The organism is Methylobacterium sp. JK268 (assembly GCF_054052225.1).
The window spans coordinates 99,366-124,202 of the sequence record NZ_JBSVZN010000001.1 but is presented as its reverse complement, the minus strand read 5'-3'; the positions used below and the strand labels follow the sequence as shown (position 1 = coordinate 124,202).

Here is a 24,837-nt window from a genome sequence, read left to right as displayed (position 1 = left end):
AAATCAGGCATGAATGTGCGGTGTCTCACACGTGGCAACCGCAACGATGACAGCGATGACCGGCACCGCCGCGGTGAACGGCAAAGCTAAACGCCACGCCGAAGTCAGATCCACGCCGCAACCTGCGTCGAAACCTCCAATCCGCCGCACCTATGAATTGCGAGCAATCGGTCTATTCCGGCAACAAGCGAATTCCTCGACCGATACGGAGTTCAGGCCGGGCCGCTGCTTGACTCATGAAGCGATTTGCTAGCTACTGTATGCGATTTCTCGCGGCGGCGCGATCTTCAACTCCGCCGGCCGATCGTCCCTGCGAAGGAGTTCGGAGCCATGATCAAGACACCAGCGGACAAGAGTGCGACCGGTGGTCCTGGCGCCGAAGCCGGCTCGATCAAGCCCGGCCGCAAGCCGGTGAGCCTGACGCCCGACCAAGTCGCCACCGTGGCCGGCGGATCCGCGCAGAAATCCGGCTCGACGACCACGACGGGGATCGTGAAGTCGGAAAAGTCCACGGTGTCGTGACGTCTGTCGGAGGGACGGCCATGCGCGAGGCGATCGATTGCCCGTCCGCCCAGGCGGGCACGCGCGGCGCCCGCGTTTACGGGGTGATGACGGGGCCCGCGGGCGACCAGCGCGTGGGCTACCTGACCGAAACCCTGCGGCCGAACCCCGACCTTCTCGCGCTGGCCGGCGACGCCAAGCCGACGCAACTGTTCAGGATCGCGGCCCCTTGCGCGCAGGGGGCCTGTGCCCACTTCGACGGCAGCTGCACTCTGGCCCGCCGGATCGTCGCGGGCCTCGAGCCGGTCGTGGACGGTCTGCCGGCATGTCAGATCCGGGCGACCTGCCGATGGCACCTTCAGGAGGGGGACGCAGCCTGCACGCGCTGCCCCCAGGTCGCGACGGACAAGGTCGACGCGACCGAGACGGAGCGCCGTATCGCAGCCGTGGCGTGACGCGCGATCCGGCCGCGCCGCCAGACGATTCTCACCGGGTCTTCGATGCATCCTGACGCGCCGCAACGCCGCGACCGGCCGCCCCGCAGGGAGGCGGTCCGGGTGCGCGCGTGGCCCGCGGGTGGCCGCTGCCCGGCCAGGGGGGTCGGTCGGCGCGCGCCCGGCCCTCCCCCGGCTGCCCGGGGCGGGCCGTGACGACCCCGCTCTTCCGCCAGGAGGCGATCGACCACCAGCGGGCGAAGATCTGGGGCGCCGTCACGCTGGCGGTGCCGCTGCCCCTCACCCTGGTGACCGCCTTTCTGGTCCTCTGCACGGTCGGGCTCGTCACCTTCGTGGCCACGGGCTCCTACGCGCGCAAGGAGCACGCTTCCGGCTACCTCGCGCCCCGCCTGGGCGTGGCCGCCGTGGTGGCCTCCCGGCCGGGAACCATCACGGCGGTCCACGTTGAGGAAGGCCAGGTGGTCGAGAAGGACGCGCCGCTCCTCACCGTCACGGTCGAGCAGAGCGGCGAGCACGGCGGCGGCATCGACACGGCCGTGCTCGCCAACTTGCGCGAGCAGCGCGAGCACCTCGAGGATCAGATCGGGCTGGAGCGGCGGCGCATGGCCGCCGAGATCAACCGGTTGAGCACCGACATCAGCGGCCTGGGCGGCGAACTTGTCGCCTTCGAGCGCGAGCGCGGCGTCCAGGCGGCCCGCACCGCCATCGCGCACGACCAGGTCGACTCGATCGCCGAGCTCGTCCGGAAAGGGACGGTCTCGCAACTCGAGTACGGCCGCCGGCAGGATGCCTACCTGGCTGCCCAGCAGGCCGAACTCACCCTGGTGCGGACCATCGCTGAGAAGCAGCGGGAACTCGGTCAGCGGCGCAGCGCCCTGGCGCAGCAGCCGATCGACAGCGAGCGGCAGATCCGCCAGCTCGAGGCGCAGATCAGCGACATCGACACCCGCATCCGCCAGACCGAGGGCCAACGCGCCTACCTGATCACGGCCGCCAAGCGCGGGCGCATCTCGGCGCTGCAGGCCTGGATCGGCAAGGTCGCCGACACGGTCCACCCGCAGATGTCAATCGTGCCCGAGGGCGACGTCCTGACCGCCGAGATCTTCGTCCCGGCCCGCGCGATCGGGTTCGTGTCCCCGGGTCAGAGCGTCAACCTGAGCTATGCCAGCTTTCCGGCGCGGCAGTTCGGATTCGCACGGGGCCGGATCGAGTCGGTGTCCTACACCCTGCTCAAGCCCGAGGAGATGGTGGGCCCGGCGACCCTGCGGGGGCCAGCCTACCGGGTGAGCGTGGCGCTGCCGCGCCAGACCATCCTGGCCTACGGCCGGCAGATCCCGCTGCAGGCCGACATGCAGCTCGACGCCGAGGTCATCCTGGACCGCCGCAGCCTCGTCGACTGGGTGCTCGACCCAATCCGGGCCGCCTGGAGGCGCGCGTGATCGGCATCCTCGCGGAGATCTTCTCCGGGGGCCGGCAGCTGCCCGACCTGCGCCAGTCCGAAGCGGCGGAATGCGGCCTGGCCTGCCTGGCGATGGTCTCGGCCTTCCACCGGCGGGCCGTGGGCCTCAACACCCTGCGGCACCAGTACCCCGTCTCGCTGAAGGGGATGACGCTCAAGACCCTGATCGAGACCGCCGAGAAGATCGGCTTCGCCAGCCGACCGCTGCGGCTCGACCTCGACCAGCTCGACGAGCTGCAGACGCCCGCAATCCTGCACTGGGACATGGCGCACTTCGTGGTGCTGAAGAAGGTGTCCCGCGGGACAGTCACGATCCACGATCCGGGCGCCGGCCCGACCCGGCTGACGATGGCGGAGACGTCCAAGCACTTCACCGGCGTCGCGCTCGAACTCACCCCCGGGCTCGACAGCCCGCCGCCTCCGCCCGTCCGGACCCTGACGCTCGCCACCCTGTTCGGCCCGCTGAGCGGCCTGCGCCAGGCGGCGCTCCAGATCCTGGCGCTCTCCGGCATCCTCCAGCTCTACGTGCTGGCCAGCCCCTTCCTGATGCAGATCGCGGTGGACGACGCGATCGCCACCAACGACCGCGACCTCGTCCTGACGCTCGCCCTCGGCTTCGCCCTGTTCCTCCTCGTCAACACGGGCGCTGCCCTCCTGCGGGTGCGGATCATGGCGGGGGTTCAGAGCACGCTCGCCTTCCAGATGGGTGCCGGGCTGTTCCGGCACCTGCTGCGCCTGCCGCTCGGCTACTTCGAGAAGCGCCACGTCGGCGACCTCGTCTCGCGCTTCAACGCCACCGAGCCGATCCGCCAACTCCTGGCCGAGGGCCTGATCACCGCGCTGATCGACGGGAGCATGGCGGTCCTGACGCTTGTCATGATCCTGCTCTACTCGCCCGCGCTGAGCCTGGTGGTGCTGGTGGCCCTCGGCCTCTACGTGATCCTGCGGACGGTCTTCTACCACCGCATGCGCCACGTCGCCCTCGAGCTGATGGTCGCCCGGGCCGGCGAGGGCACCGCCTTCGTCGAGACGGTGCGGGCTATCCAGAGCATCAAACTGTTCAACCGTCAGGCCGAGCGCGGCGCGGTCTGGATGAACCGCTACGCCGAGATGGTCCGCGCCGACACCAGCATCCACGCTCTGCGCAAGACGTTCCACGCCCTCAACGGCTTCATCTTCGGACTGGAAACCATCGCGGTGGTCTACCTCGGCGCCCACGCCGTGCTCGACGAGCGGATCACGGTGGGCATGCTGTTCGCGTTCGTCGCCTACAAGCAGCAATTCGTCGAGAAGGCGTCCGCCCTGGTCGAGAACGCGATCGAGTTCAAGATGCTCGACCTCTATCTCGACCGGCTCGCCGACATCGTGGTCGCCGAGCCGGAGCGCACCGCCCCGCGCAGCCTCCACATCGGGCGCGAGATCGTCGGCGAGATCGAGGTCCGCGACGTCGGGTTCCGCTATGCGCAGGGCGAGCCCTTCGTGTTCGAGGGGATCTCGTTTCGGATCGCGGCGGGCGAGTACGTGGCCCTGACCGGCCCCTCCGGCGGGGGCAAGACCACCCTGATGAAGATCATGCTCGGACTGCTGGAGCCGACCGAGGGCGAGGTCCTGATCGACGGGATCCCGCTCCCCCAGCTCGGGCACGAGGCGTACCGGGAGGCGATCGGGGTCGTGATGCAGGACGACCACCTGCTGTCGGGCACCATCGCGGACAACATCTGCTTCTTCGACGAGCGGCAGAACGTCGAGCAGATGGTGCGCTGCGCCACCCTGGCGGGCATCCACGAGGACATCGTGGCGATGCCGATGGGCTACAACAGTCTGATCGGCGACATGGGCTCCTCGCTGTCGGGCGGGCAGCGCCAGCGAGTGCTCCTGGCGCGGGCGCTCTACCGCAACCCGCGCATCCTGTTCATGGATGAGGGGACCTCGAACCTCGATCCGGCGATGGAGGCCCGCGTCTCGACCGCCGTGCAGGAGCTGGGGCTCACCCGGGTGATCATCGCGCACCGGCCAGAGACGATCGCTTCCGCCTCCCGCCGCCTGGTGATGGACGCCGCGGGCCTGCGCGAGGAGGGCGCGGTCCGCCATCCGCCCGTGCTGGTGTCCTCCGCGAGCCGCGACCACGGGGGGGGCGGGGCGCCCGACAGCTTCGCCCGCTGAAGCGGGGTCGGCTCGGCGGGCCGCCTTCCACGGCCGCGCATGTCCGGATGGGCGCGCATCCCGCGCGGTGCGGGACCGCCGCCCGACACCCCGTGCGGGGCATCCGCGCCCGTGCGTCGCCGCACGGCGCCGCCCCCCGCCTCGGCGCAGAGTGTTGGGGCTCCGGCGGCTCCCGGCCCCGCCGGACGGCGCGGTGCCCCCGGGCCCGATCGCATCCCGCCGCCGGGCCCGACCAAGGAGAATCCCATGTCGTCAGAGAAGCCCGCGAAGAAGCCGCTGTCGGCCCCCCTCACCCTCACCCCCGACCAGATCGCGCAGGTCGCGGCCGGAACGGTCCTGCGGGGCGGGTCCGGTGGCACGACGACCGGCCGGATCCCGGTGGAGCCCGTCGTCCGCGTCTGAAACCCGCTTCCCCGGAGGCCTGGCCATGAGCACACGCGTCGACTGCCCCAGCGCCCAGCCCAGCGGGCGTTCCAGCCGCATCTACGGCGTCATGACCGGGCCCTCCGAGGAGCGGCGGGTCGGCTACCTGACGGAAACCCTCGCGCCGACCCAGGATCTCCTCGCCCTCGCCGGCGAGGCGAAACCCACGCAGCTGTTCCGGATCGCCGCGCCCTGCGCCAAATCCGCCTGCCAGCACTTCAACGGCACGTGCACCCTCGCGACGCGCATCGTGGCGTCGCTGGCGCCGGTCGTCGACGACCTGCCCCTCTGCCAGATCCGGGCAACCTGCCGCTGGTTCCTGCAGGAGGGCCGGGAGGCCTGCTTGCGCTGTCCCCAGATCGCCACCGACAAGCCGGACGCGACCGAGGAGGAGAAGCGCATCGCCGCGCCGCGCTGACCACGCCGCTGTCCTCAGTTGATGATCCCCCCATTGTCGAGCCAGCGCCGGGCCACTTCGCTGACGACGCAGACCGACATCAGGAAGTAGGACCCGTCCTGGAACGTCGCCATCTGCTTGCCGCACACGAGCTTGATGTCCGGCGGCACGTCGTTCCAGACGACCGATAGCTTCCGCTTGCTCTCGGTCTCGTTGGCGATGCAGCTCTCCAGGATGACGCCGCGCGAGGGTCCCTCGACACCCACGACCGACAGCCCACAGTACTTGCTCGGTTCATACTGCGGAAAGTCGTCCGAGATCTTCAGCGCCGACCTTTTCAGATATCCCGAAATGCCTGAGGCCAGACAGACCGTTAGGATGAAGTAGGATCCCTCGCTGAGAGACTTCATCTGCTTGCTGCAGGTGGCCTTAACCGCGACCGGGATGCTGGGCCAGATTTTAGCGAGCCAGACCTTGCTGGACGCTTCGTAATTCTTACAGTCCGAGATCTTAGCGGCCTTCTCGGCGTCAGTGTGCCCCGTGACAGCGGTGGCACAGTAGGTGCTCTGGTCGAAGGTCGGGAAATCGTCGGCCGCACGCGCCGGGCCGGTCCCGAGCAGCGTCGGCGACGCGCCGAGCAGGATCCCGATCGCTAGCCTCATGGCCACCCCCGCGAGCCCCGCCCATCCGGCTCACCCGATCCGACCCGGCCCACGGGGTCGCGCCATCATAGAACCTGTCGTCCTGCGCGCCAATCGCGCCGGCCGGGCGTGCCCCGATACACAGATGACCGGCCGTCCGGCGGATAGAATATTCGCTTCAACACGGCGCCGACCGGCGACCAAACCGGAGAGAACGATGTCGATCCTCAAGCCCACCAAGCGCGCCCCACGAAACCGCGGCGCGCTTCGCGTTCTCTCCGAGGCGGAGACCCGGCTCGTCACCGGCGGTGCCCCGAGCACCGGCATCGACGTCGTGCCGGTGACTCACACCGGCCTCCCGAACACCGCGTAGAGGCGGCGACCGTGCGGCTGCTCGAGTCCCGCGTCGCCGTCGGCTCCCGCGGCCCGCCCGGCCCCTCGACCTTTCCGCGCGAGGCACAGGCCGGGTCCGGCGGCGGCGTGGCCATCGTCGGGAACTGCACCCAAAGCGTGGTGCGGGTGAGTGGACCGCCCGTGGATTGTGAGACACCGGTTCGAACTTGATGTGGCGAGTGGGATTGCCCCGGATCGGTGGGCAATCCCACTTCTTGGGAGGGTTCGGGCGCTCCCCCCGCTCTCACCCCATCAGCCGCTGCAGCGCCGCCATGGCGGCCTGGCCCTCGGGCGTGTCGAACGTGTCGGCGAAGCGCGTGGCGAAGCTCGCCACCGAGCTGGTGACTCCGCCCGCGGCCTCGATCTCCCGCAGGGCGGCCGCCTCGGTGCGGGCCGAGAAGCCGCCGCTCGCATCGAGGAGCACGTGGACGTCGAGGCCCGCCGCCCGGGCCGCGAGCGCGGCGTGCAGCACCACGACCTCGCTCGCCACGCCGGCGATCGCCAGGACGCGCCGGCCGCTGCCGAGCAGGGCCTCGCGGCTCGGGGCGTGGGCGAAGACCGCGGGACCGCCGCGCTTGAGGACCGGGATGTCCGGCAGGACGGCCGTGATCTCGGCGATCGGCCGGGGATCGTCGGTCCCGAACGGCACCACGGAGGCGAAGGCGGGGAGGCGCAGGTCGCGGGCAACGCCCGCGAGCGCCGAGGCGGAGCGGCGCAGGGCCGCCTCCTCGGTCGTGGCGCTGTGGCCGACGATGCTGTCCTGAAGGTCGGCGAAGAGAACGGCGACGTCGCCGGGAGCGAGCTGGGGCATCGGGATGGGGATCTCCACGGTGGGACGGCCTCAGGCGGCCGGGGAAACGACCCCGGAGAAACCCGCCCGGCCGAGTTGGGCCGGGACCGGGTGCCCGAGCCGTTCCTCGAGCCAGGGACCGAGAGCCGCGACGGCGGGACCGTCGACGCCCGTGGTCACCCCGAGACCGTCGAGGAGGTAAACGAGATCCTCCGTGGCCACGTTTCCGGTGGCACCCGGCGCGAAGGGGCAGCCGCCGATGCCGCCCGCGCTGGCGTCGAGGATGGTCACGCCCGCCATCAGCGCCGCGAACGCGTTGGCGTAGCCGGTGTTGCGGGTGTTGTGGAAATGCGCCCGCAGCGGAACCGCGCCGCTTCGCGCCCGCAGGCGCCCGAACAGGTCGAGCACCTGCGTCGGGACCGCCACGCCGATCGTGTCGGCCAGCGCGATCTCGTCGGGCTCGGCCGCCAGCGCCGCCTCCGCCAGGGCGACGACGCGCGCGGGATCGACCCGTCCCTCGAAGGGGCAGCCGAACGCCGCCGCGATCGTCACGGTCAGCCGCTTGCCCGCCCCGCGGGCGATCCCGGCGATCCGCTGCCAATCCGCAAGGGTGTCGGCGACGGAGCGGCCCTGGTTGCGGCGGCTGAAGGTCTCGGTGGCGACGATCGCCGCGCCGATCTCGTCGCAGCCCGCCGCCACCGCCCGCTCGGCGCCGCGGGGGTTGAGGACGAGGCCTGCGTAGATGACGCCGGGCGCGCGCGGCACGCCCGCCATCACGGCCTCCGCATCCGCCATCTGCGGCACGCGCCCCGGATGCACGAAGCTCGTCGCCTCGATCCGCGTGTGCCCGGCCGCCACGAGCCGCCCGATCAGCGCGAGCTTGTCGGCGGTCGAGACCGGCCGGGCCTCGTTCTGGAGTCCGTCCCGGGGGCCGACCTCGACCAGGGTCGCCCGGGCGGGGAGCGCGGGCGCACTCACGCGGCGCTCCGCGCGTCCCGCGCCACCGGACCGATCACCCGCCGGGTCTGCAGCGCCTCGATCCGGGCGGAGTCGAGGCCGAGAAGCCCGCCCAGCACCTCGCCGTTGTGCTGGCCGAGGTCCGGACCCGGGCTGCGCACCGCGCCCGGCGTCTCGGAGAGGCGCGGGGCGACGTTCTGCATCTTGACCGTTCCGAGCACCGGGTGGAGTACCTCGACGATCGCCTGCCGGGCCTTGAAGTGGGCGTCCTCCAGCATCTCGGGCGCCCGGTAGATGTCCCCGCGCGGCACGCCGTGTTCGTCGAGGAGGCGGCCGAGCTCCTCGCGGCCGAGTGCCCCGGTCCAGGCAGCGATCAGCCCGTCGAGCTCCTGCTGGTTCTCGCCCCGGGCCGTGTGCGTGGCGAAGCGCGGGTCGTCCGCGAGGTCCCGGCGGCCCATCGCGGCGGCGAGGCGCCGGAAGACGCTGTCCATGTTGGCGGCGATCAGCACGAAGATCCCGTCCCGGGTCGGGTAGACGTTCGAGGGCGCGATCCGCGGCAGGATCGCGCCGGTGCGCTCGCGGACGTAGCCGGTGCGGTCGTAATCCGTGATCAGGCTCTCCATCACGGCGAGCACCGCCTCGTAGATCGCGCTGTCGACCACCTGCCCCCGGCCGAGGCGCTCGCGCGCATGGAGCGCCATCATGCCGCCGAGGCACGCGAAGGTCGCCGCCAGCGTGTCGCCGATCGAGATGCCGCTGCGCGAGGGCGGCGTCGAGGGGTCACCCACCACGTAGCGCATCCCACCCATCGCCTCGCCGATCGAGCCGTAGCCGGCCTTCTGCGCGTAGGGACCGGTCTGGCCGAAGCCGGAGACGCGGATCATCACGAGGCGCGGGTTGAGGGCGGCGAGCGCCTCGTAGCCGAGGCCCCAGCGCTCCATCGTGCCGGGCCGGAAATTCTCGACCAGCACGTCGGCCCGCGCGACGAGGTCGCGGATCAGCGCCTGGCCGTCGGGGTCGCGGGCGTCGATCTCCACCGACTTCTTGTTGCGCGCCACCACCGGCCACCACAGGGCGGTGCCGGCATCCTTCTGGCCCCACTGGCGCATCGGGTCGCCGACGCCCGGCGGCTCGATCTTGATCACCTCCGCGCCGAAATCGGCGAGGAGCTGGCCGCAGAAGGGGCCGGCGAGCAGCTGGCCCATCTCGATCACCCGCAGGTCGGAGAGCGGGCCCTGGCCCGTCGCGCGGTCGGTCATGGTCTCCCCTCCCCTCACGCGGCCGCGCGCGGCGCGACCTCGGCGCCGCCGATCGCGCGCAGCACCTCCGCGGTGTCGGCGATGCGGCCCCACAGGCGCGAGAAGCCGCGCAGGGTCGTCTCCTGCATGATCTCGCTGCAGGTGCCGGTGGCGTCCGAGACCATCACCACCCCGAAGCCGCGGTCCGAGGCCTCGCGGGCCGTGGTCTCGACGCAGTTGTTGGTCGAGACGCCGGTGACCACGATGGTCTCGATGCCGAGCGCGCGCAGCACCGCCTCGATGCCGGTCGACGCGAAGGCGCCCTGGGTGCGCTTGTTGATGACGAGCTCGCCCGGCAGCGGCTTCACGGCGTCGACGATCTCGTGCTCGCGGGTCCCCACCGTGTTGTTGGTCGCCCGGAAGAAGGCCGCGGTGCTGGGCGGCGCGTCCGAGAAGTCGGGCGTCTCGCAGCCGAGGGTGACGTGGACGATCCGGGCGCCGGCCTGGCGGAAGCCGTCCAGCAGGCGGCGGGTGTTCGGCACCACCACCTGGTCGATGCGGTCGAACCGGTAGGCGGCCTCGTGCAGGCGCCCCTCCCGGGCGAGCAGGGCGCCGAGCCCGTGGTCGCGGCTGCCGGAGGCGTATTGCAGGTCCACCGGCACGAGGGCGGTGCGGCGGGGATCGATGGCGACCTTGCGGGTGAAGAGGTCGACGTAGGACGGATGCATGGCGGGCTCCTCGAAGGGGATGTCTCGAATGAAATCGATGTTCGGGATCAGGGTGGCTCTTGCTTCGATCCAAGCCCCCCTTTTCCGGACGACGGCAGCGCCAGCGGAAGGAGATCCGGAAACCAGCGCAAGACTCCGCGAAGCGGCTGCTTTTCAGCAACGTTGTTGGCATTCGGAGCGGCTGCGCGGCGATTCATTTGCTGGTTTCCGGATCTCCTCCCGCTGGCGCTGCCGTCGTCCGGAAAAGGGGAGGGACGGAATCAGGGCGGGCGTCACGTGTTGCATCCGCCATGATCCGTTCCCCCGTGAGATCTCAAACGACCTTGCTCGGCACCAGGGCCGGGATTGGCGCGTCGCCCTCCCGCTCGGCCTCCTCCAGGGAGGTCGCCCGCATCTCGACGGGCAGCAGCAGGACGCCGATCGCGAGCAGCGCGAGCACGCTCACCACCATCCCGACCACACCCCCGACCCCGAAGGCGGTGAACAAGGCCACCACCGCGTAGGGCATGCCGATCGAGGCGAGGCGCCCGCAGGCATTGGCGAGGCCGCCGCCGCGCAGGCGCAGGGCCGTGGGGAAGAGCTCCGGCCCGTAGGAGTAGAACGAGATCGCGACCAGGAAGTAGATCGCGCTCACCAGCCCGAACCCGACCGCCGTGACGGCGGCCGGCTCGGTCACCTGCGGGTAGAGCAGGGCGAACAGGCCGATCACCGCGCAGACGCCCGCCATCGAGGCCTTGCGCGGCAGCCGGTCGGCGACAAGGAAGCCGACGAGCGCCCCGAACGGGCCGCCCACCGTCATCAGCGTGGTGAAGCCGAGCGACTGCACCACCGACAGGCCCTGCTTGACCATGAAGGTCGGGATCCAGGCGATCATCCCGTAGACCGAGACGTTGACCGCGATGTGCGAGAGCGCCGCCACGATGGTGCGGCCGATGAGGCCCGGCGCGAAGAGCGCGCGCATCGGCACGTCGGGCTGGCGCAGGTCGCGGGTCGCTGCGACGGGCGGCAGGGCCCCGGTCTCGGCCGCGACCTCGGCCTCTATCCGGGCGAGCGTCGCCTCGGCCTCGGCGAGGCGTCCCCGGGATTCCAGCCAGCGGGGCGATTCCGGCATCTGCTTGCGCAGGATCCAGACCGCCAGCGCGCCGACGCCGGCGAGCAGGAACATGATCCGCCAGCTGAAGGCCGGGATCAGGAAGTAGCCGGCGGCGTTGGCGGAGGGCAGGCCGATATTGATCAGCATGCCGAGCAGCGCGCCCCAGCGCCCGCGATGCGAGGGCGGGATGAACTCGCACAGGGTGCCGGCCGCCACGACGAGTTCGGCGCCGAGCCCGATCCCCATCACGAAGCGGCAGAGGGTCAGGGCCGCGATGTTCGGCGCGAAGCAGGCCGCCAGGGAGGCGAGCCCGAAGATCGCGAGGTTCGTCTGGTAGGAGAAGCGGCGGCCGAAGCGGTCGCCGAGATAGCCGGAGGTCGCCGCCCCGATCAGCATGCCGAAGAAGCCGGCCGAGACGAACATCGCCCCCTGGGCGAGGTCGGCGAAACCGTCCTTGACCAGGGCGGCCATGACGCTGCTGGCGAGGTAGACGTCGAAGGCGTCGACGAAGCCCCCGGCCGCGATCAGCAGCAGCATCCGCTTGTGGAAGCGGGAGATCGGGAGACGGTCGAGCCGCGCCCCCGCATTGACGATGTCGGCCATTGGGGTTTCCTCCAGGGAGCGCGGCCGTTCGTGGCCGTCGTTTGTCGGGGGCGGGCGGCGGCCTCAGTGGCGGGCGAGGAAACCGAGGAGCGCGTCGGCAAACTCCGCCTTGCGCTTGGAGCCGGCGATGACGTGGGCGGCGTTGGGCATGTCCAGCCCCTCGGCGTTGGGGATGGCCTCCTCGATCGGCCGGGTGGTGCGCGGCCCCGTGACCTGGTCGAGGCCGGCGTGCTGGACGAGGGTCGGCGCCCGGATGGCTCCGGCGCGGTCGCGGGCGTCGTGGGCGACGCAGGCGTCGATGAAGCGGGCATGCGCGCCCACCCGCCCGTTGAGCTCGCTCCAGACGCCCGTCTCGCCGAGCAGGCGGTCGGCGTTGCGGGCGTAGTAGTCCGGCTCGAAGGAGAGCAGCGAGACGATCGTCTGGAAGGGCAGGAAGCCGAACTCCGCGTGGGCGGAGAGCAGCATCCGCAGCTGGTCGCCGAGGAAGCGGTCGACCGAGATCCAGGCCCCGGTATTGACCATGGAGCGGGCGAGGGAGGGCTTGCGGATCGCCACCTCCTGCATGATGCAGGCGCCCATCCCGATCAGCCCGACGAGGTGGGCGCGCTCGATGCCGAGATGGCTCGCGAGCCCCATCACGTCGTCGGCGTAGAGGGCGGTGGTGGCCGGCACCGCGAGGTCGTCGTCGGACTCGCCGATGCCACGGTGGTCGAAGATCACCACGCTGTAGCGGTCGGTGAGGCCCTGCGGCAGGTGGCGCTGCTCGCCGTGGCAGAAGGTGCCCCAGCCGCCCGACAGGATCACGGGATCGCCCGTGCCGTGGACCTCGTAGTGCATCCGGTGTCCGTTGATCCGCGCGCTCGGCATGGGGCTCGTCCGTTGAGGGTCTGGGGGTCGGGAGGGAGGGTCAGGCCACCGGATCCGCGGCCGGAATCGCCGCAAGGATCGCGGCGCCGTGCTCGCCGAGGCGCGGTTCGCGCAGGCGCGGCCGGGGCGGCTCCTCGCGGAAGCGCACCGCCGGCGCCACGTGCCGGCGGCCCTCGGCATCGGTGAGGATCATGCCGCGGGCCCGCGCGTGGGGATCGTCGAGCGCCTCCGGCAGGGTCTTGACCGGGGCGAAGCAGACGTCGAGGTCGTGAAACCACGCGACCCACTCGGCCTGGGTCCGGGTCCGGAACACGTCGCGCAGGACGGCGATCAGCGGCGCCTGGTGGGGGCCCGGACCGGCCTCGCACAGGGGCACGAGGTCGAGGCGGTCGAGCCGGCCGAGCAGGGTGCGGACGAACTTGATCTCCTGGCCGCCGAGCACGACGTGGCGGCGATCCTTCGTCTCGTAGATCTGGTAGAAGGCCGAGCCGCCCATGCTGCGCTCGTGCTTGGGGACCGGGTGGCGCCCCTCGGCGAGGGCCGGCCCCAGCACGTTCGGCATCGAGGCGAGCACGCTCTCGTGCATGGAGACGTCGACGTAGTCGCCCCGCCCGGTGGTCTGGCGGCGCAGCAGCGCCATCAGGACGCCCGAGAGCGCGTGGAGCGAGGCCAGCATGTCGGCGGCCGGGAGGCCCGGCATGGCCGGCGCGTCGTCCTGGCCGAGCGTGATGCCGAGCGTCCCGGCGAGCGCCTCCGTGGCGAGGTCGTGGGCGGGCTTCTGCGCGTAGGGGCCGGTCTGGCCGAAGGCGCTGATCGCGCAGTAGACGATGCCCGGATTGCGCCGCCGCACGGCCTCGTAGCCGACGCCGAGGCGGTCGACCACGCCGGGGCGGAAGGTCTCGACGAAGACGTCCGCCTCCTCGCACAGGCGCAGCAGCGCCTCGCGGCCGGATTCCGCCTTCAGGTCGAGGACGACGCTGCGCTTGCCCCGGTTGACGTTGCGGAAGAACACCGTCGAGGGCCCGTCCGCCGGGCCGATGGCCCGCCCGGGATCGCCCTCGCCGGGAGGCTCCACCTTGATCACCTCGGCGCCATGGTCGGCCAGCACCATGGTGAGGTAGGGCCCGGGGAGGAAGACGGAGAGGTCGACGACCTTGAGGCCTTCGAGCTTCATGCGACGGTCTCCGACAGGGGCGCGGCGACGGTTTCCAGGACCGCGTCCGTGTCGGCGCCGAGCGCGCTGCACGCGGCCTGGGCGGGCCGCTGTCCGTCGATCCGCAGGGGGTTGGCGAGGACGCGGAGACCGGGCCGGGCCGGGTGGTCGACCCGGGCGATCATCCCGGTCTCGGCCACGAAGGGGTTGGCCAGGGCCTCGGCGACGTCGTGGACCGGGGCGACCGGCAGCCGCCCGGAGAGGAGGTCAAGCCAGGCCGTCGTCGGCCGGGTCGTGAACACCGCGTCGAGCGCGGCCGTGAGGGCGTCGCGGTTGTCGCGGCGGGCGGCGGCGGTGGCGAAACGCGGGTCGGCGGCGAGGTCGGGCCGGCCGATCCCGGCGATGAGCGCGTCCCAGAACTTGTCCATCATGCAGCCGACGAAGATCCAGCCGTCGGCGGTGCGCAGGGTCTGGACCGGCGTGCGGGCGAGGTGCGAGCCGCGGGGCAGCCGCGGAGGCACCTCGCCCTCGTTGAGGTGCCAGGTCCCCGGATAGGTGAGCTGGTGCAGGGCGACGTCGAACAGGCAGGTGTCCACGTCGCAGCCCCGCCCGGTGGCGCGCGCGCGGATCACGGCGGCGAGGAGGCCGGTGACGCCGGTCATGCCGGTCATGAAGTCGATCATCGACACGCCCATGCGGGCGGGCGGCCCGTCCGGCTCGCCGGTGAGGCTCATCAGCCCGGCCTCGGCCTGCATCAGGAAGTCGTAGCCCGGCCAGGCCCGGCGGCTGTTGTCCCGGCCGTAGGCCGAGATGTGCAGGCAGACGATTCCGGGATTGGCCTCCCGCAGGCTCGCGAAGTCGATCCCGAGCTTCTCGGGCTGGTCGCCGCGCAGGTTGTTGACCACGGCGTCGGCCGTCGCGACGAGGCCCAGGAAGGCCGCGCGGCCCTCGGGCGTCTTGATGTCGAGGGCGACGCTCCTCTTGTTGAGGTTGAAGGTCTGGAAGTACTGGCTGTCGCCCTCGCCGAGGAGGTGGGGTCCCATGGCCCGGGAGGCATCGCCGCCGACGGCCGGGTTCTCGACCTTGATCACCTCGGCGCCGAGATCCGCCAGGAACATCGACCCGTAGGGACCGGCCCCGAACTGCTCGAAGGTGAGGACGCGCAGCCCGTCGAGGAGGCGCGCGGCGGCCGGCTGCGGACGCGCCGGGTGATCCGGATCCACGGGCCGGGTTCGGGCGTCGGGCACGCTGTTCCTCCGTTTTGTTTGTATGTCCGGACAAAGTTGCATTCCGGGATGGACGTTGTCAATCGGGGACTCGGCGGCCCGCTCTGGTGCGACGGGCGAGATCGACCGCCGCGCGATCGGGCTGACCGGGGCGGTCGGGCGAACCGCACCGGGTTTTCTGAAGGCTCCATCTCCCCAGAGCATGGAGCGATGACGAAGCAGGGCCGCCCTTCCTGCTCAAAGGAAACCAAATTGCGGGCCGGTCAGATGGCTTGCGGGGGTTTGCATCACCCCTTTTCGGGTCCGTTCCGGACCTGCGCGCATGCAGCGACAGCGGAATGCGGCCGGGAAACCAGCGCAAGCCCCCCAGAAGCGACCGCTTCTCAACACCGTTGCGGGAAATCGGGGCCGCTACGCGGCAGATTCTTGTGCTGGTTTCCGGATCTCCTTCCGCTATCGCTGCAGTCGTCCGGGAAATGGGAGATTGGACAGACGCGGGTGTCGCCTGGTCTGATCCGCCAGGGCCCGCTGCACCATCAGATCGTCTCCAGCCTGATCGTCCATTGTGGATACAATCGTCTTCCGGTTTGCCGCGAAGTCTTTGTGTCCGCGATGCCACCACTTCAATCCTGGCGCGAGATACCTCCCTCCCGCGCGGGCACACATCGTCACCTTCGCCGGAGGAAGCGCGGGTTTCTCCTCTTGCCGCACGCGGGGAGAGGGCATGCGCACGCCCCGAAACGTGATGACGTCCGAGAGGGGGTGTTACAAATCTCGCAGCAAGGACAACGCTTTGCGAGACATCGGCGGCGAGATGGCCGTGAGCGCCAGCGGCACGTTCACTGGAACCGTCGGGCCTCGCTCAACGACGGGTCTGTGCGATGACAGTCAGGGAGGCGTCAGGGATCGGGCCCCTGAAAACGGCTTGATTTGAAAACGATCGTTTTCTATCAAGGACCATGTCCCGTGCATCACCATCCTCCACCTCCCGTGGTCCGGGCCGCCCGCGCGAGTTCGACATCGACGAAGCGCTCGACAAGGCGGTCCGGGTGTTCAGTGAGCGTGGCTATCATGCCACGTCGATCGGGGACCTGACCGATGCGATGGAGCTGACCCAGGGCAGCCTCTACAAGGCCTTCAAGGACAAGCGCGCGGTCTTCCTCGCCGCCTTCGACCGGAACAAGGCGGTGCGCAACGAGAAACTCGCCCGCGCGATCGAGCGCGGCACGACCGGGCTCGAGCGTGTTCGCAACGCGCTCACCTTCTACGTGGAATCGTCCCACGGCGCGGACGGCGTGCAGGGCTGCCTCGTCGTCGGCAGTGCGGCGGAACTCGCGATCTTCGACGACGAGGTCGCCCAGCGCGTCGAAGCGTCCTTCGACCGCAATGAAGCCCTGATGGCGGCGCTGATCGAGCAAGGCCGTTCGGACGGCTCGATACCGGCCGGGATCGACAGCGCGGCGACGGCCCGGCTGATGCTCTGTCTGCTTCAGGGCATGCGGGTCATCGGCAAGACGGGGCGCACCCGCGCGGAGATGGCGGCCGTCGTGGAGGTCGCGATGCGCACGCTCGCCTGATCGATTTGTCGAAATAGAAAACGATTGATTCCTTATTCCGAGGGCCGCCATGACGACCGCCGCCGACCATCTCCCGCACCCGCGCGCCGTTTCCGCCGGGATGACCTCCCTGCTTGCCGCAGCCTGCGGGCTCATCGCGGCCAACATCTACTATGCTCAACCCCTGGCCGGCCCGATCAGCGCCGCGCTCGGGCTGTCGCCCCAGGCCGCGGGCCTCGTCGTCACCCTGACGCAGATCGGCTATGGAGCCGGGTTGCTGCTCGTCGTGCCGCTCGGCGATCTCGTCGAGAACCGCAAGCTGGCGCTCGTGATGATCGGCATCGCCGCCCTCGGCCTTCTCGGGGCGGCACTGTCGCCGAGCGCGGCTCCGTTCCTGCTCGCTTCGCTCCTGATCGGCCTCGGCTCGGTCGCCGTCCAGGTGCTCGTTCCCTACGCCGCCCATATGGCGCCGGAGTCCGTGCGGGGGCGCGTCGTCGGCAATGTGATGAGCGGTCTCATGCTGGGGATCATGCTGGCCCGCCCGGTTTCCGGCTTCATCGCCGAAGTGTCGTCGTGGCACGTCGTGTTTCTCGCCTCGGCGGCGGCGATGATCGCGCTGGCGCTGGTGCTCTCGCGGGCGCTGCCGGCGCGGGTGCCGAGGTCGAAGCTCCGCTACGGCGAATTGCTGGCGTCGATGGCGCACCTCGCCGCAACGACGCCGATCCTGCGACGGCGCGCGCTCTATCATGCCTGCCTGTTCGCAGCGTTCAGCCTGTTCTGGACGACCACACCGTTGCTGCTGGCCGGTCCGGCGTTCCGTTTGTCACAAGGCGGGATCGCGCTGTTTGCCCTCGCGGGCGTCGCCGGCGCCGTCGCGGCTCCGATCGCGGGGCGCGTTGCCGATCATGGCTGGACACGGCTTGCCACCGCGTGCGCGATGCTGGCCGTGGCAGGCGCCTTCCTGATGACGAAACTCGCGCCGCTCGGTTCGATGCTGTCGCTCGGATTGCTGGTCATCGCCGCAATCGTCCTCGACTTCGGTGTGTCCGCCAATGTGACACTGGGCCAGAGGGCGATCTTCGTCCTCGGCGCCGAGTTTCGGAGCCGCCTCAACGGCCTCTACATGGCGACCTTCTTCCTCGGCGGCGCCATCGGATCGGCGGTTGGAGGCTGGGCCTATGCGCGGGGCGGTTGGCCGCTCGCTTCGTGGATCGGGGTCGCGCTTCCCGTCGCGGCCCTGCTTTACGCAGCGTCGGAATGAGCGCGCGCGATCCGGATGCCGGCCGGCTTCACGGCGCCGCGCTACGGCTCCGTCCCGGCCACGCGCCCGACCGGACGGTCGCTGTCGCCGTCCAGCAGCAGCGGCGAGAGCTGACGATAGGACCACGGCGCCGTCGGGAGCGCGCGGTCGAACCGCAGCACCACGTCGAAGCGGTCGCCGTCCCAGTCGACCGGCACCCCGGGCAGGGTCTGCGCACCCAGCAGGGCGGGGATGATCGCCGCCGGAATCGCCTTGTGCTCCCAGAAGATCAGGACCGTCCCGGTCAGCCGCAGCACCGCGTCCACCAGTTCGCGCTCCTGGCCCACGCCCCAGGTCGCGATGACCGGGAGGTGGAGGCGCGCGGCGGTCGGGAGGGCGGTCTCGTAGGGCCGGTGGCTGAACTTCGCCCCTTCGTCGATCGGCTCGGGCTTGGCGGCGTAGACGAGTTGCGGCCGCGGGTAGTCCGGCCCTCCGAGCCCTGAGCCGAACAGGGCAGCCCAGGCGCCGGTCCGCTGCCAGCCGCGGATGACGAGCGACTTCTTGTCCTCCTCTCCCTCCGGCGTGAGGCCGGGGCCCGGGAAGGCGCCGTTGGGCTTCTCGGCGTGGCGGGCGATCAGAACGGAGAGGAAGGACATCGGGACTCCGGTTCGCTGTGGCGGCGCGCAGAGGCGGGCGACCAACACCAGGGATTATCCGGCTGCCGCAGCGGACGCCATGGCGTCCAAGATCTTCGGGCGGGACGAAGCAGGTTCCGGCCGCCTTCCGTTTTGCCGCATTCCCTTCATCGCCGCGAAGGCCGCATCGTCGAGCGCGCGCCGGCACCGGCGCGCCGTCACCGCGGGGAATGCCCCGGGACCCGATGGGAGGACCCATGCGCCGCCTGCTTCCGCTGCTGATCTCCGCCGCCCTGCTCGCGGGGCCGGCCATGGCCGAGCAGGACATGCTGCTGGGCGCCGACATGACCTCGCCGATGATGACCAGGGCCGAGATGAGCCGGGCCGACGTCGAGGCGCGGATCGCCGCCTCCGCCGGTACGCCGCTCGACCTGTCGGACAGGTCCCTCTCCGGCCTCGACCTGTCCGGGCTGAACCTGCGTGGCGCGAACCTGCGCTTGGCGCGGCTCAACGGCGCGAACCTGCGCGGCGCCGACCTCACCGGCGCCAACCTCGAACAGGCCTGGCTCCTCAAGGCGGACCTCAGCGGGGCCAAGCTCGCCGAGGCCCGGATGTTCGGGATCATCGCCCGCGACGCCAAGCTCCGCGGGGCCGATCTCAGCCGCTCGCAGCCCATCGGCGACTTCAAGGGCGCCGACATGAGCGGGGCGACGCTCATCGGCCTCAAGGGCGGCGCCGACATCCGGAATCAATCGATGGGGCTGATGCGGGCGGTGTTCGTCTCGGTGAATCTCCGGGGCGCGAACCTGACCGGCGCCGACCTCGGGCGGGCGCGCCTGGACTTCGCCGACCTCACGGAGGCCGACCTCACCGGCGCGGTGCTGATGGGCAGCGACCTGTCGGGCGCCAACCTGACCGGGGCCACCGTCGCCGGGGCCGACTTCCGGAACGTCGACGTCAGCGGCGCGCGCCTCATGGCCCTCAAGGGGCAGGACCGGGCCAAGGACTGGGACGCCCGGGTCAATGCCGACCGGGCGATCACCCGCGCGGCGGAGTGAACGCCGGGTGGGAGTGCGGCTCCCCCCGGAGCTGATGGCGGGCTCCCGCGCCGGTCACGTGCCCGGCGTCGCGGCCCCCTCCCCCGCCGCCGCATCGCCGCCCTCCGGTTCCGTTTCGGGAGGCGGCAGCTTCGGCGGCGGCGGACGGCCCGGATTCGGGGGCGTGCGCAGCCCGGCCTCCTCGCTGGCCGGTGGAAGCGGCGGCTGGTCGGTCTCCTGCATGCTCTCTCCTCCCGGGATGGCGTCGCCCAAAGCCTACTCCCGATCCGTGCCGCGCGTCGCCAGCCGCGGCAGGGCACGCTCGGGCGACCGTCCGGCCCCCTCGATGGCGCGGCGGCGGGCCGCGATGGCGGAGCGCGCGGCGTCCATGGCGAGGTCGACCGCGCTCAGCGTCCGGCCGTCGGTCTCCTGCGCGCGGCTGGTGCGGACCACCTCGGCGGCGAGGGCGTCCGCCTCCGCGAGCAGCCCGTCGAGGGCGGCCGCCTCCGCGTCGGGCGCCTCCGCGACGATGGCGAGCAGCCGCTCGATCGCCTCGTCGACCGGCTCCCGCCGCAGCCGCGCCATGCGCTGGCGCAGCCACGCGACGGCCGAGCCCAGGCCGCCGAGAACGAAGCCGGCGAGATAGATCAGGTCGCCGTAGCGGTCGACGAAGCCGCGCTGCTCCCGCTCGAAATAGTCGATCGCGCCGGGGTGGATCGGCACCCGCGCGCTCGTCGCCGCGGCCGTCGTCTCGTAGGCGGGCGCCTCCACGTAGTCGGCGGCCTCGGTCGATTCCGCGATGGCGGTGCGGAGCTCGAACAGGCGCTGCGTGACCTCGGCCGCGAGGCTGCGGCTGAGGGAGGCCCGCGCGACCAGCCGGTAGGAGGCACCGATGGTCTTGAGGTCGTCCTCCGGCACCTTCGGGTGGCCCGAGAACAGGCCGCCCGGCACCGTCACCGCCTGGAGGCGCGGGAAACGCTCGATGAGCGCGTCGCTGTCGTCGAGGGCGACGAACTGCACCTTCCCGCTCCGGTTCAGGGACTGCACGGCCTGGACGAGGCCGATCGCCTTGGGGGCGCTCGGCGCGATGATGCTCACCACGGCGTCGATGCGCTTGTCCCGGAAGGCCGCCGGGACGTCGTCCTGCGCCACCGGGACGAGCAGGACCTCGGAGGCGGCGAGGGGCCGCGCGGGCCGCTCCGTGAGCAGCGCCAGCCCGTAATAGGCGAGGATGCTCTTCAGGAGCTGGAAATCCGCCTGCTTGTGCGCCGGGATCCCGAGGCGCTTGCGGGCGAGATCCGGGAAGGTATTGATGCGGGAGCCCTCCGGCGACACCACCAGCATCGCCTGTCCGCGCAGGATGGCGAGCGTCAGCCCGTTGCGGGGCAGCATGACGTCCGGGCGGACCACCGCGAGGTCGACCCGCCCGTCCTGGAGGGCGGCGGCGCTCTCGGTGACGTCCTCGTAGGAGACGGTCTTGAGGCGGATGGGTTCGCGCCCCTCATGCAGCGCCTGCGCGAAGGCGCGGATCAGTTCGGGCTCGGTGCCGTCGCGGGGCGCGACCGCGATGGTCAGCACGGTGGCCTGCGTGGCGTAGAAGCCGATGCCGGCGCCCACGGCGAGGAGGAGGGCCACCGCGAGGAGCAGCGTCTCGCGCCGGAAGAGCCAGTTCATCATGGTCGGCCATCGCGGCGCGGGGTTGCCCGAAGGATGACGCAGAGGTCGGCCTTCGGTTCACGCGCGGTGGTCACGCTCCCGCGAGCCCCCCGCGCGGATCCCCGCCACGCCGCTCAGCGGCTCCCGTCGAGCGGATGGCCGCTCGCCCCGCCGAGCAGGGCGAGCAGGGCCCGGTTCAGCGGCACGGCGATGCCGTGGCGCTCCGCCGCCTCGACCACGGCGCCCGAGATGTAATCGTGCTCCAGCGGGCGCCCCGCCAGACGGTCGTAGAGCATCGAGGAGCCGCCGCTGCCCATGCGGGCGTAGCCGTCGAGGATGCGCTCGCCATCCTCCGGCGTGATCCGCGCGCCCTCCGCGCGGGCCACCGCCACCACCTCCGCCATCAGGTCGCGGGCGAGCGCCTGCACGGCGGGCTCCCGAAACACCGTCATGCGGCGCAGGGTGAGCGCGGTGATGCCGTTGGCCACGGCGTTGCTGAGGAGCTTGCGCCACGCGGTGGTGACGAAATCCGGCTCCCGCACGATCTCGAAGCCCGTGCCGGCGAAGAGGTCCGCGAAGGCGGCGCCGGCCGCGTCCGCGGGCACGTGCATGCGCGCGGCGCCGTGATGGACGATGCGGCCCGGCGCCGTGCGCTCGACCGCGCAGTAGATGATCGTCGGCAGGAGGATCGCCCCCGGGGGCAGGTGCGGGGCCGCGCGGCGGACGTGGTCGACGCCGTTCTGGATCACCGCCACGATCGTGCCGGGCCCGCAGAGCCGCGCCAGCCAGGGCGCCGCGCCCGGGATGTCCTGCGCCTTGGTGGTGAGCAGCACCCAGCGCACCGGGCCGACCGCGTCCGGATCGGTGGCGACCGGCACGTCGACCACGCGGGTCTCGCCGCCCTCCGTCACCTCCAGCCGGTCGAATCCCGTGCGCACGCACAGGGTCGGCCGGTGCCCGGCCCGGGCCAGGGCCCCGGCGATGTAGCCCCCGATGCCGCCGCTGCCGATGATGGCGATCCCGCTCGGCTCCGTCATGTCCGCTCCTTCGCGCGTCGTCTGCACCCCTGCCTTTACAGCCCGCAGGCTCCCGCGTCGCGCCATCCGTCGCCATGCCGCCCCCTCTCGCGGCGGCGCGCGGCCCGCCGCCCACTTTACAACCTTTGACAAGCTTGCGCCGCCGGGGCCGGAACGGGCATACTTGTCAGGGCAAGGACCGGCGCGAGCGAGGAGATCATGGACCTGGATGCGCGGGACGGGAGAGAGGACGCGGCGATGGACGCACCGGGGCAGGCGGGTGCGTCGGCGCGTCCGTCCGGCCTCGCCGAGAGCGTCTACCAAGCCCTCGCCGCGGAGATCGCGGGCGGGACCTACGCGGAGAACCGGAAGCTGCCGAGCGAGAACGAGCTGGCGGCGCGGTTCGGGGTCTCGCGCCCGATCGTGCGCTCCGCCCTGGAGCGCCTGCGGCGCGAGGACCTGATCGTCTCGCGCCAGGGCGCCGGCAGCTTCGTGCGGGGGCGCGGCCGCGCGCCCGCCCTCGGCTACGCCCCGGTGGAGAGCATCGCCGACATCCAGCGCTGCTACGAGTTCCGCCTCACGATCGAGCCCGAGGCCGCCGCCTACGCGGCCGCGCGGCGCGATGCGGCCGCCCTCGCGCGCATCGCCGAGGCCCTCGACCTCATGAACACGGCGACGCGCCAGCACCAGCACCGCGACGACGCCGACTTCGCTTTCCACCTCGCCGTCGCGGAGGCGGCAAACAACCACTACTACTCGGCCTCCCTGCAGGCCCTGCAGGCCCACGTCGCGGTCGGCATGAAGATCCACGGCCTCGCGCTGCTCGGGCCCAATTCCGGCCTCCAGGGCGTCTTCGACGAGCACCGCTCCCTCTTCGCGGCGGTCCGGGACGGCGACCCGGAGGCGGCCCGCGCGCGGATGCGCCGCCACATCACGGCCTCCCGCGACCGCCTGTTCGAGGGCCGCCTCCTCGACCTGTCGCTCTGATCCTCCCCGGGATCGGGCCGCCGCCGGCCGATCCCGCCGCCGGCGCCGTCCCGGCCGCTTGACAACCCACTCCCGCTCGCTTACGCCGAATACAAGTTTACAACAAATCCGGAGCCTGTCGCAGGCCCGCAGGGGAGGAGGCCCATGAGCGGAGACGACGCGCTGACGGAGCGGCTGGTCGCGCTCCTCGGGCCCGCGAACGTCCTCCGGCCGGGGGCGGGGACCGGCGACGACCTGGAGCCCTACACCGTCGACTGGCGCGGCCGCTACCGGGGCGAGGCCCTTGCGGTGGCGCGCCCGGGCTCGACCGAGGAGGTCGCCCAGGTTGTCAAGTTGTCAAGCGAGCGCGGCGTCGCCATCGTGCCCCAGGGCGGCAATACCGGCCTCTGCGGGGCCGCGATCCCGAGCGGCGACGGGCCGGCCGTGATCGTGCGGCTCGACCGGATGCGGCGCATCCGGGCGCTGAGCCCCCTCGCCAACACGATCACCGTGGAGGCGGGCTGCGTGCTCGCCGAGGTTCAGGCCGCCGCCGAGACGGCCGACCGCCTCTTTCCCCTGAGCCTCGGCGCCGAGGGCAGCTGCCGGATCGGCGGGACCATCGGCACCAATGCCGGCGGGACGGCCGTGCTGCGCTACGGGCCGATGCGCGAACTTGTGCTCGGGATCGAGGCGGTGCTGCCGGACGGGCGGGTCTTCGACGGATTGCGGGCTCTGCGCAAGGACAACACCGGCTACGACCTCAAGCAGCTCTTCATCGGCGCCGAGGGCACGCTCGGCATCGTGACGGCGGCGGTGCTGAAGCTGTTCGCGCGGCCCCGCGCCTCCTCCCTCGCCCTCGTGATGCTGCAGGGGGTGGGCGAGGCGATCGCCCTGATGGGCCTCCTGCGCGGCGAGGTCGGCGACCGCATCGGCAGCCTGGAGATCCTGTCGCGCGGCCAGGTCGAGGCCATCGCCGCGACGGTGCCGGACACCCCGATCCCCTTCCCCCTCGACGCGCCCTGGTACCTCATCGTCGAGCTCACCGACACGCTGGCCGGGATCGACCTGCGCGGGCCGCTCGAGGCGGCCCTCGCCCTCGCGCTGGAGCGCGGCCTCGTCGCGGACGCGCTGATCGCTTCGAGCGAGGCCCAGGCGCGGGCGATCTGGAAGGTCCGCCACAGCGTCTCGGAGGGCAACAAGCGCTCGGGCTTCGTCGTCTCGCACGACAGCGCCGTGCCCCTCGACCGCCAAGCCGCCTTCGCGGAGGGCGTCGAGCGCCGCATCCTGGCGGCGGTGCCGCACGCCCGGGTGGTGATGCACGGGCATATCGGCGACGGCAACCTGCACGTCATCGCGCTGATCGACCCCGCCCGCGCGGCCGACCCGGCCGAGGCGGAGCGCCTCGTGCGCCTGATCAACGAGGCGGTCGACGACGAGACCAAGGCCCAGAACGGCGCGATCAGCGCCGAGCACGGCATCGGCCAGTCCAACCGCGGCCGGCTCGCCCGCGTCACGGACCCGCTGGAACTCGACCTGATGCGGGCGATCAAGGGCGTGCTCGACCCACTGGGCCTGATGAACCCCGGCAAGGTGCTGGAGCCCGCGCCGCGTCGCTGACCACGACAGCAGAGAGGAACGCCCCGC

At 71.6% G+C, this 24,837-nt stretch carries 25 protein-coding genes; 12 read left to right on the top strand and 13 right to left on the bottom strand.

Annotated elements, in window-relative coordinates:
* The first annotated feature begins 330 nt into the window (after nt 1–330).
* The 6 genes from ACW9J6_RS00520 to ACW9J6_RS00495 all read left to right on the top strand — a co-directional run bounded on the left by ACW9J6_RS00520 (nt 331) and on the right by ACW9J6_RS00495 (nt 5,419).
* Entirely contained in the window at nt 331–522 is a 192-nt protein-coding gene (locus tag ACW9J6_RS00520; protein WP_457114463.1) for a hypothetical protein, read from the top strand.
* A gap of 20 nt (nt 523–542) precedes the next feature.
* Nucleotides 543–956 carry a hypothetical protein gene (locus ACW9J6_RS00515; RefSeq protein WP_457114462.1) on the top strand — a complete coding sequence of 138 codons (414 nt, stop codon included), beginning with the start codon at nt 543–545 and terminating at the stop codon, nt 954–956.
* Between the two features lie 191 nt (nt 957–1,147).
* Complete coding sequence (locus ACW9J6_RS00510) at nt 1,148–2,395, top strand: HlyD family secretion protein (RefSeq protein WP_457114461.1); 1,248 nt, start codon at nt 1,148–1,150, stop codon at nt 2,393–2,395.
* A complete protein-coding gene (locus ACW9J6_RS00505) occupies nt 2,392–4,578 on the top strand; it encodes a peptidase domain-containing ABC transporter (RefSeq protein ID WP_457114460.1) in 2,187 nt (728 codons plus the stop codon). Before ACW9J6_RS00510 ends, ACW9J6_RS00505 begins: the two co-directional genes overlap by 4 nt.
* A gap of 246 nt (nt 4,579–4,824) precedes the next feature.
* On the top strand, nt 4,825–4,980 hold the full coding sequence (locus ACW9J6_RS00500) for a hypothetical protein (RefSeq protein WP_457114459.1): 156 nt from the start codon (nt 4,825–4,827) through the stop codon (nt 4,978–4,980).
* Nucleotides 4,981–5,005: 25 nt separating this feature from the next.
* On the top strand, nt 5,006–5,419 hold the full coding sequence (locus ACW9J6_RS00495; RefSeq protein WP_457114458.1) for a hypothetical protein: 414 nt from the start codon (nt 5,006–5,008) through the stop codon (nt 5,417–5,419).
* Nucleotides 5,420–5,433: 14 nt separating this feature from the next.
* Here the strand turns inward: ACW9J6_RS00495 and ACW9J6_RS00490 are convergent, their stop codons facing one another.
* Nucleotides 5,434–6,060, bottom strand: a complete 627-nt coding sequence (locus ACW9J6_RS00490; protein ID WP_457114457.1) for a hypothetical protein — start codon at nt 6,058–6,060, stop codon at nt 5,434–5,436.
* Between the two features lie 196 nt (nt 6,061–6,256).
* On the opposite strand from ACW9J6_RS00490, the gene ACW9J6_RS00485 reads away from it, so the two are divergent.
* Nucleotides 6,257–6,412: a hypothetical protein gene (locus tag ACW9J6_RS00485; protein WP_457114456.1), complete on the top strand. Its 156-nt coding sequence runs from the start codon at nt 6,257–6,259 to the stop codon at nt 6,410–6,412.
* 264 nt (nt 6,413–6,676) lie between these two features.
* Here the strand turns inward: ACW9J6_RS00485 and ACW9J6_RS00480 are convergent, their stop codons facing one another.
* From ACW9J6_RS00480 to ACW9J6_RS00445, 8 genes are all read right to left on the bottom strand, one after another.
* On the bottom strand, nt 6,677–7,243 hold the full coding sequence (locus tag ACW9J6_RS00480; protein ID WP_457114455.1) for an isochorismatase family protein: 567 nt from the start codon (nt 7,241–7,243) through the stop codon (nt 6,677–6,679).
* Nucleotides 7,244–7,273: 30 nt separating this feature from the next.
* Complete coding sequence (locus tag ACW9J6_RS00475; protein ID WP_457114454.1) at nt 7,274–8,200, bottom strand: hydroxymethylglutaryl-CoA lyase; 927 nt, start codon at nt 8,198–8,200, stop codon at nt 7,274–7,276.
* Entirely contained in the window at nt 8,197–9,438 is a 1,242-nt protein-coding gene (locus ACW9J6_RS00470) for a CaiB/BaiF CoA transferase family protein (protein ID WP_457114453.1), read from the bottom strand. Before ACW9J6_RS00470 ends, ACW9J6_RS00475 begins: the two co-directional genes overlap by 4 nt.
* A gap of 14 nt (nt 9,439–9,452) precedes the next feature.
* Nucleotides 9,453–10,145, bottom strand: a complete 693-nt coding sequence (locus ACW9J6_RS00465; RefSeq protein WP_457114452.1) for a cysteine hydrolase family protein — start codon at nt 10,143–10,145, stop codon at nt 9,453–9,455.
* Nucleotides 10,146–10,458: 313 nt separating this feature from the next.
* Nucleotides 10,459–11,841, bottom strand: a complete 1,383-nt coding sequence (locus tag ACW9J6_RS00460; RefSeq protein WP_457114451.1) for an MFS transporter — start codon at nt 11,839–11,841, stop codon at nt 10,459–10,461.
* 63 nt (nt 11,842–11,904) lie between these two features.
* A complete protein-coding gene (locus ACW9J6_RS00455) occupies nt 11,905–12,708 on the bottom strand; it encodes an alpha/beta fold hydrolase (RefSeq protein ID WP_457114450.1) in 804 nt (267 codons plus the stop codon).
* A gap of 40 nt (nt 12,709–12,748) precedes the next feature.
* A complete protein-coding gene (locus ACW9J6_RS00450) occupies nt 12,749–13,882 on the bottom strand; it encodes a CaiB/BaiF CoA transferase family protein (RefSeq protein WP_457114449.1) in 1,134 nt (377 codons plus the stop codon).
* Entirely contained in the window at nt 13,879–15,108 is a 1,230-nt protein-coding gene (locus tag ACW9J6_RS00445) for a CaiB/BaiF CoA transferase family protein (protein ID WP_457114448.1), read from the bottom strand. Before ACW9J6_RS00445 ends, ACW9J6_RS00450 begins: the two co-directional genes overlap by 4 nt.
* Before the next feature lie 938 nt (nt 15,109–16,046).
* Between ACW9J6_RS00445 and ACW9J6_RS00440 the strand changes: the two genes are divergently transcribed.
* Nucleotides 16,047–16,664 carry a TetR/AcrR family transcriptional regulator gene (locus ACW9J6_RS00440; RefSeq protein WP_457114447.1) on the top strand — a complete coding sequence of 206 codons (618 nt, stop codon included), beginning with the start codon at nt 16,047–16,049 and terminating at the stop codon, nt 16,662–16,664.
* A gap of 49 nt (nt 16,665–16,713) precedes the next feature.
* Nucleotides 16,714–17,904 (top strand): MFS transporter, encoded by a 1,191-nt coding sequence (locus ACW9J6_RS00435; protein ID WP_457114446.1) that lies wholly within the window; start codon nt 16,714–16,716, stop codon nt 17,902–17,904.
* Between the two features lie 41 nt (nt 17,905–17,945).
* Here ACW9J6_RS00435 and ACW9J6_RS00430 read toward each other — a convergent pair whose 3' ends face one another.
* Complete coding sequence (locus tag ACW9J6_RS00430; protein WP_457114445.1) at nt 17,946–18,539, bottom strand: histidine phosphatase family protein; 594 nt, start codon at nt 18,537–18,539, stop codon at nt 17,946–17,948.
* Between the two features lie 236 nt (nt 18,540–18,775).
* On the opposite strand from ACW9J6_RS00430, the gene ACW9J6_RS00425 reads away from it, so the two are divergent.
* Nucleotides 18,776–19,576: a pentapeptide repeat-containing protein gene (locus tag ACW9J6_RS00425; protein WP_457114444.1), complete on the top strand. Its 801-nt coding sequence runs from the start codon at nt 18,776–18,778 to the stop codon at nt 19,574–19,576.
* Nucleotides 19,577–19,630: 54 nt separating this feature from the next.
* Here ACW9J6_RS00425 and ACW9J6_RS00420 read toward each other — a convergent pair whose 3' ends face one another.
* The 3 genes from ACW9J6_RS00420 to ACW9J6_RS00410 form a co-directional block, all read right to left on the bottom strand.
* The gene (locus ACW9J6_RS00420; protein ID WP_457114443.1) at nt 19,631–19,798 is read right to left on the bottom strand and encodes a hypothetical protein; all 168 of its coding nucleotides are present in this window, start codon (nt 19,796–19,798) and stop codon (nt 19,631–19,633) included.
* Nucleotides 19,799–19,831: 33 nt separating this feature from the next.
* On the bottom strand, nt 19,832–21,232 hold the full coding sequence (locus ACW9J6_RS00415; protein ID WP_457114442.1) for a TAXI family TRAP transporter solute-binding subunit: 1,401 nt from the start codon (nt 21,230–21,232) through the stop codon (nt 19,832–19,834).
* Nucleotides 21,233–21,345: 113 nt separating this feature from the next.
* The gene (locus tag ACW9J6_RS00410; protein ID WP_457114441.1) at nt 21,346–22,248 is read right to left on the bottom strand and encodes a 2-dehydropantoate 2-reductase; all 903 of its coding nucleotides are present in this window, start codon (nt 22,246–22,248) and stop codon (nt 21,346–21,348) included.
* Between the two features lie 198 nt (nt 22,249–22,446).
* On the opposite strand from ACW9J6_RS00410, the gene ACW9J6_RS00405 reads away from it, so the two are divergent.
* Nucleotides 22,447–23,214: a FadR/GntR family transcriptional regulator gene (locus ACW9J6_RS00405; RefSeq protein WP_457114440.1), complete on the top strand. Its 768-nt coding sequence runs from the start codon at nt 22,447–22,449 to the stop codon at nt 23,212–23,214.
* A 144-nt stretch (nt 23,215–23,358) separates the two neighbouring features.
* Nucleotides 23,359–24,810, top strand: a complete 1,452-nt coding sequence (locus tag ACW9J6_RS00400) for an FAD-binding oxidoreductase (RefSeq protein WP_457114439.1) — start codon at nt 23,359–23,361, stop codon at nt 24,808–24,810.
* Nucleotides 24,811–24,837 lie beyond the last annotated feature (27 nt).

Coding starts and splice junctions, on each gene's coding strand:
- ACW9J6_RS00465 (WP_457114452.1), bottom strand. CDS start 10,145: ATGCATCCGTCCTACGTCGACCTCTTCACCCGCAAGGTCGCCATCGAT.
- ACW9J6_RS00405 (WP_457114440.1), top strand. CDS start 22,447: ATGGACCTGGATGCGCGGGACGGGAGAGAGGACGCGGCGATGGACGCA.
- ACW9J6_RS00450 (WP_457114449.1), bottom strand. CDS start 13,882: ATGAAGCTCGAAGGCCTCAAGGTCGTCGACCTCTCCGTCTTCCTCCCC.
- ACW9J6_RS00490 (WP_457114457.1), bottom strand. CDS start 6,060: ATGAGGCTAGCGATCGGGATCCTGCTCGGCGCGTCGCCGACGCTGCTC.
- ACW9J6_RS00410 (WP_457114441.1), bottom strand. CDS start 22,248: ATGACGGAGCCGAGCGGGATCGCCATCATCGGCAGCGGCGGCATCGGG.
- ACW9J6_RS00425 (WP_457114444.1), top strand. CDS start 18,776: ATGCGCCGCCTGCTTCCGCTGCTGATCTCCGCCGCCCTGCTCGCGGGG.
- ACW9J6_RS00455 (WP_457114450.1), bottom strand. CDS start 12,708: ATGCCGAGCGCGCGGATCAACGGACACCGGATGCACTACGAGGTCCAC.
- ACW9J6_RS00415 (WP_457114442.1), bottom strand. CDS start 21,232: ATGATGAACTGGCTCTTCCGGCGCGAGACGCTGCTCCTCGCGGTGGCC.
- ACW9J6_RS00495 (WP_457114458.1), top strand. CDS start 5,006: ATGAGCACACGCGTCGACTGCCCCAGCGCCCAGCCCAGCGGGCGTTCC.
- ACW9J6_RS00485 (WP_457114456.1), top strand. CDS start 6,257: ATGTCGATCCTCAAGCCCACCAAGCGCGCCCCACGAAACCGCGGCGCG.
- ACW9J6_RS00480 (WP_457114455.1), bottom strand. CDS start 7,243: ATGCCCCAGCTCGCTCCCGGCGACGTCGCCGTTCTCTTCGCCGACCTT.
- ACW9J6_RS00430 (WP_457114445.1), bottom strand. CDS start 18,539: ATGTCCTTCCTCTCCGTTCTGATCGCCCGCCACGCCGAGAAGCCCAAC.
- ACW9J6_RS00460 (WP_457114451.1), bottom strand. CDS start 11,841: ATGGCCGACATCGTCAATGCGGGGGCGCGGCTCGACCGTCTCCCGATC.
- ACW9J6_RS00520 (WP_457114463.1), top strand. CDS start 331: ATGATCAAGACACCAGCGGACAAGAGTGCGACCGGTGGTCCTGGCGCC.
- ACW9J6_RS00435 (WP_457114446.1), top strand. CDS start 16,714: ATGACGACCGCCGCCGACCATCTCCCGCACCCGCGCGCCGTTTCCGCC.
- ACW9J6_RS00400 (WP_457114439.1), top strand. CDS start 23,359: ATGAGCGGAGACGACGCGCTGACGGAGCGGCTGGTCGCGCTCCTCGGG.
- ACW9J6_RS00420 (WP_457114443.1), bottom strand. CDS start 19,798: ATGCAGGAGACCGACCAGCCGCCGCTTCCACCGGCCAGCGAGGAGGCC.
- ACW9J6_RS00500 (WP_457114459.1), top strand. CDS start 4,825: ATGTCGTCAGAGAAGCCCGCGAAGAAGCCGCTGTCGGCCCCCCTCACC.
- ACW9J6_RS00440 (WP_457114447.1), top strand. CDS start 16,047: ATGTCCCGTGCATCACCATCCTCCACCTCCCGTGGTCCGGGCCGCCCG.
- ACW9J6_RS00470 (WP_457114453.1), bottom strand. CDS start 9,438: ATGACCGACCGCGCGACGGGCCAGGGCCCGCTCTCCGACCTGCGGGTG.
- ACW9J6_RS00515 (WP_457114462.1), top strand. CDS start 543: ATGCGCGAGGCGATCGATTGCCCGTCCGCCCAGGCGGGCACGCGCGGC.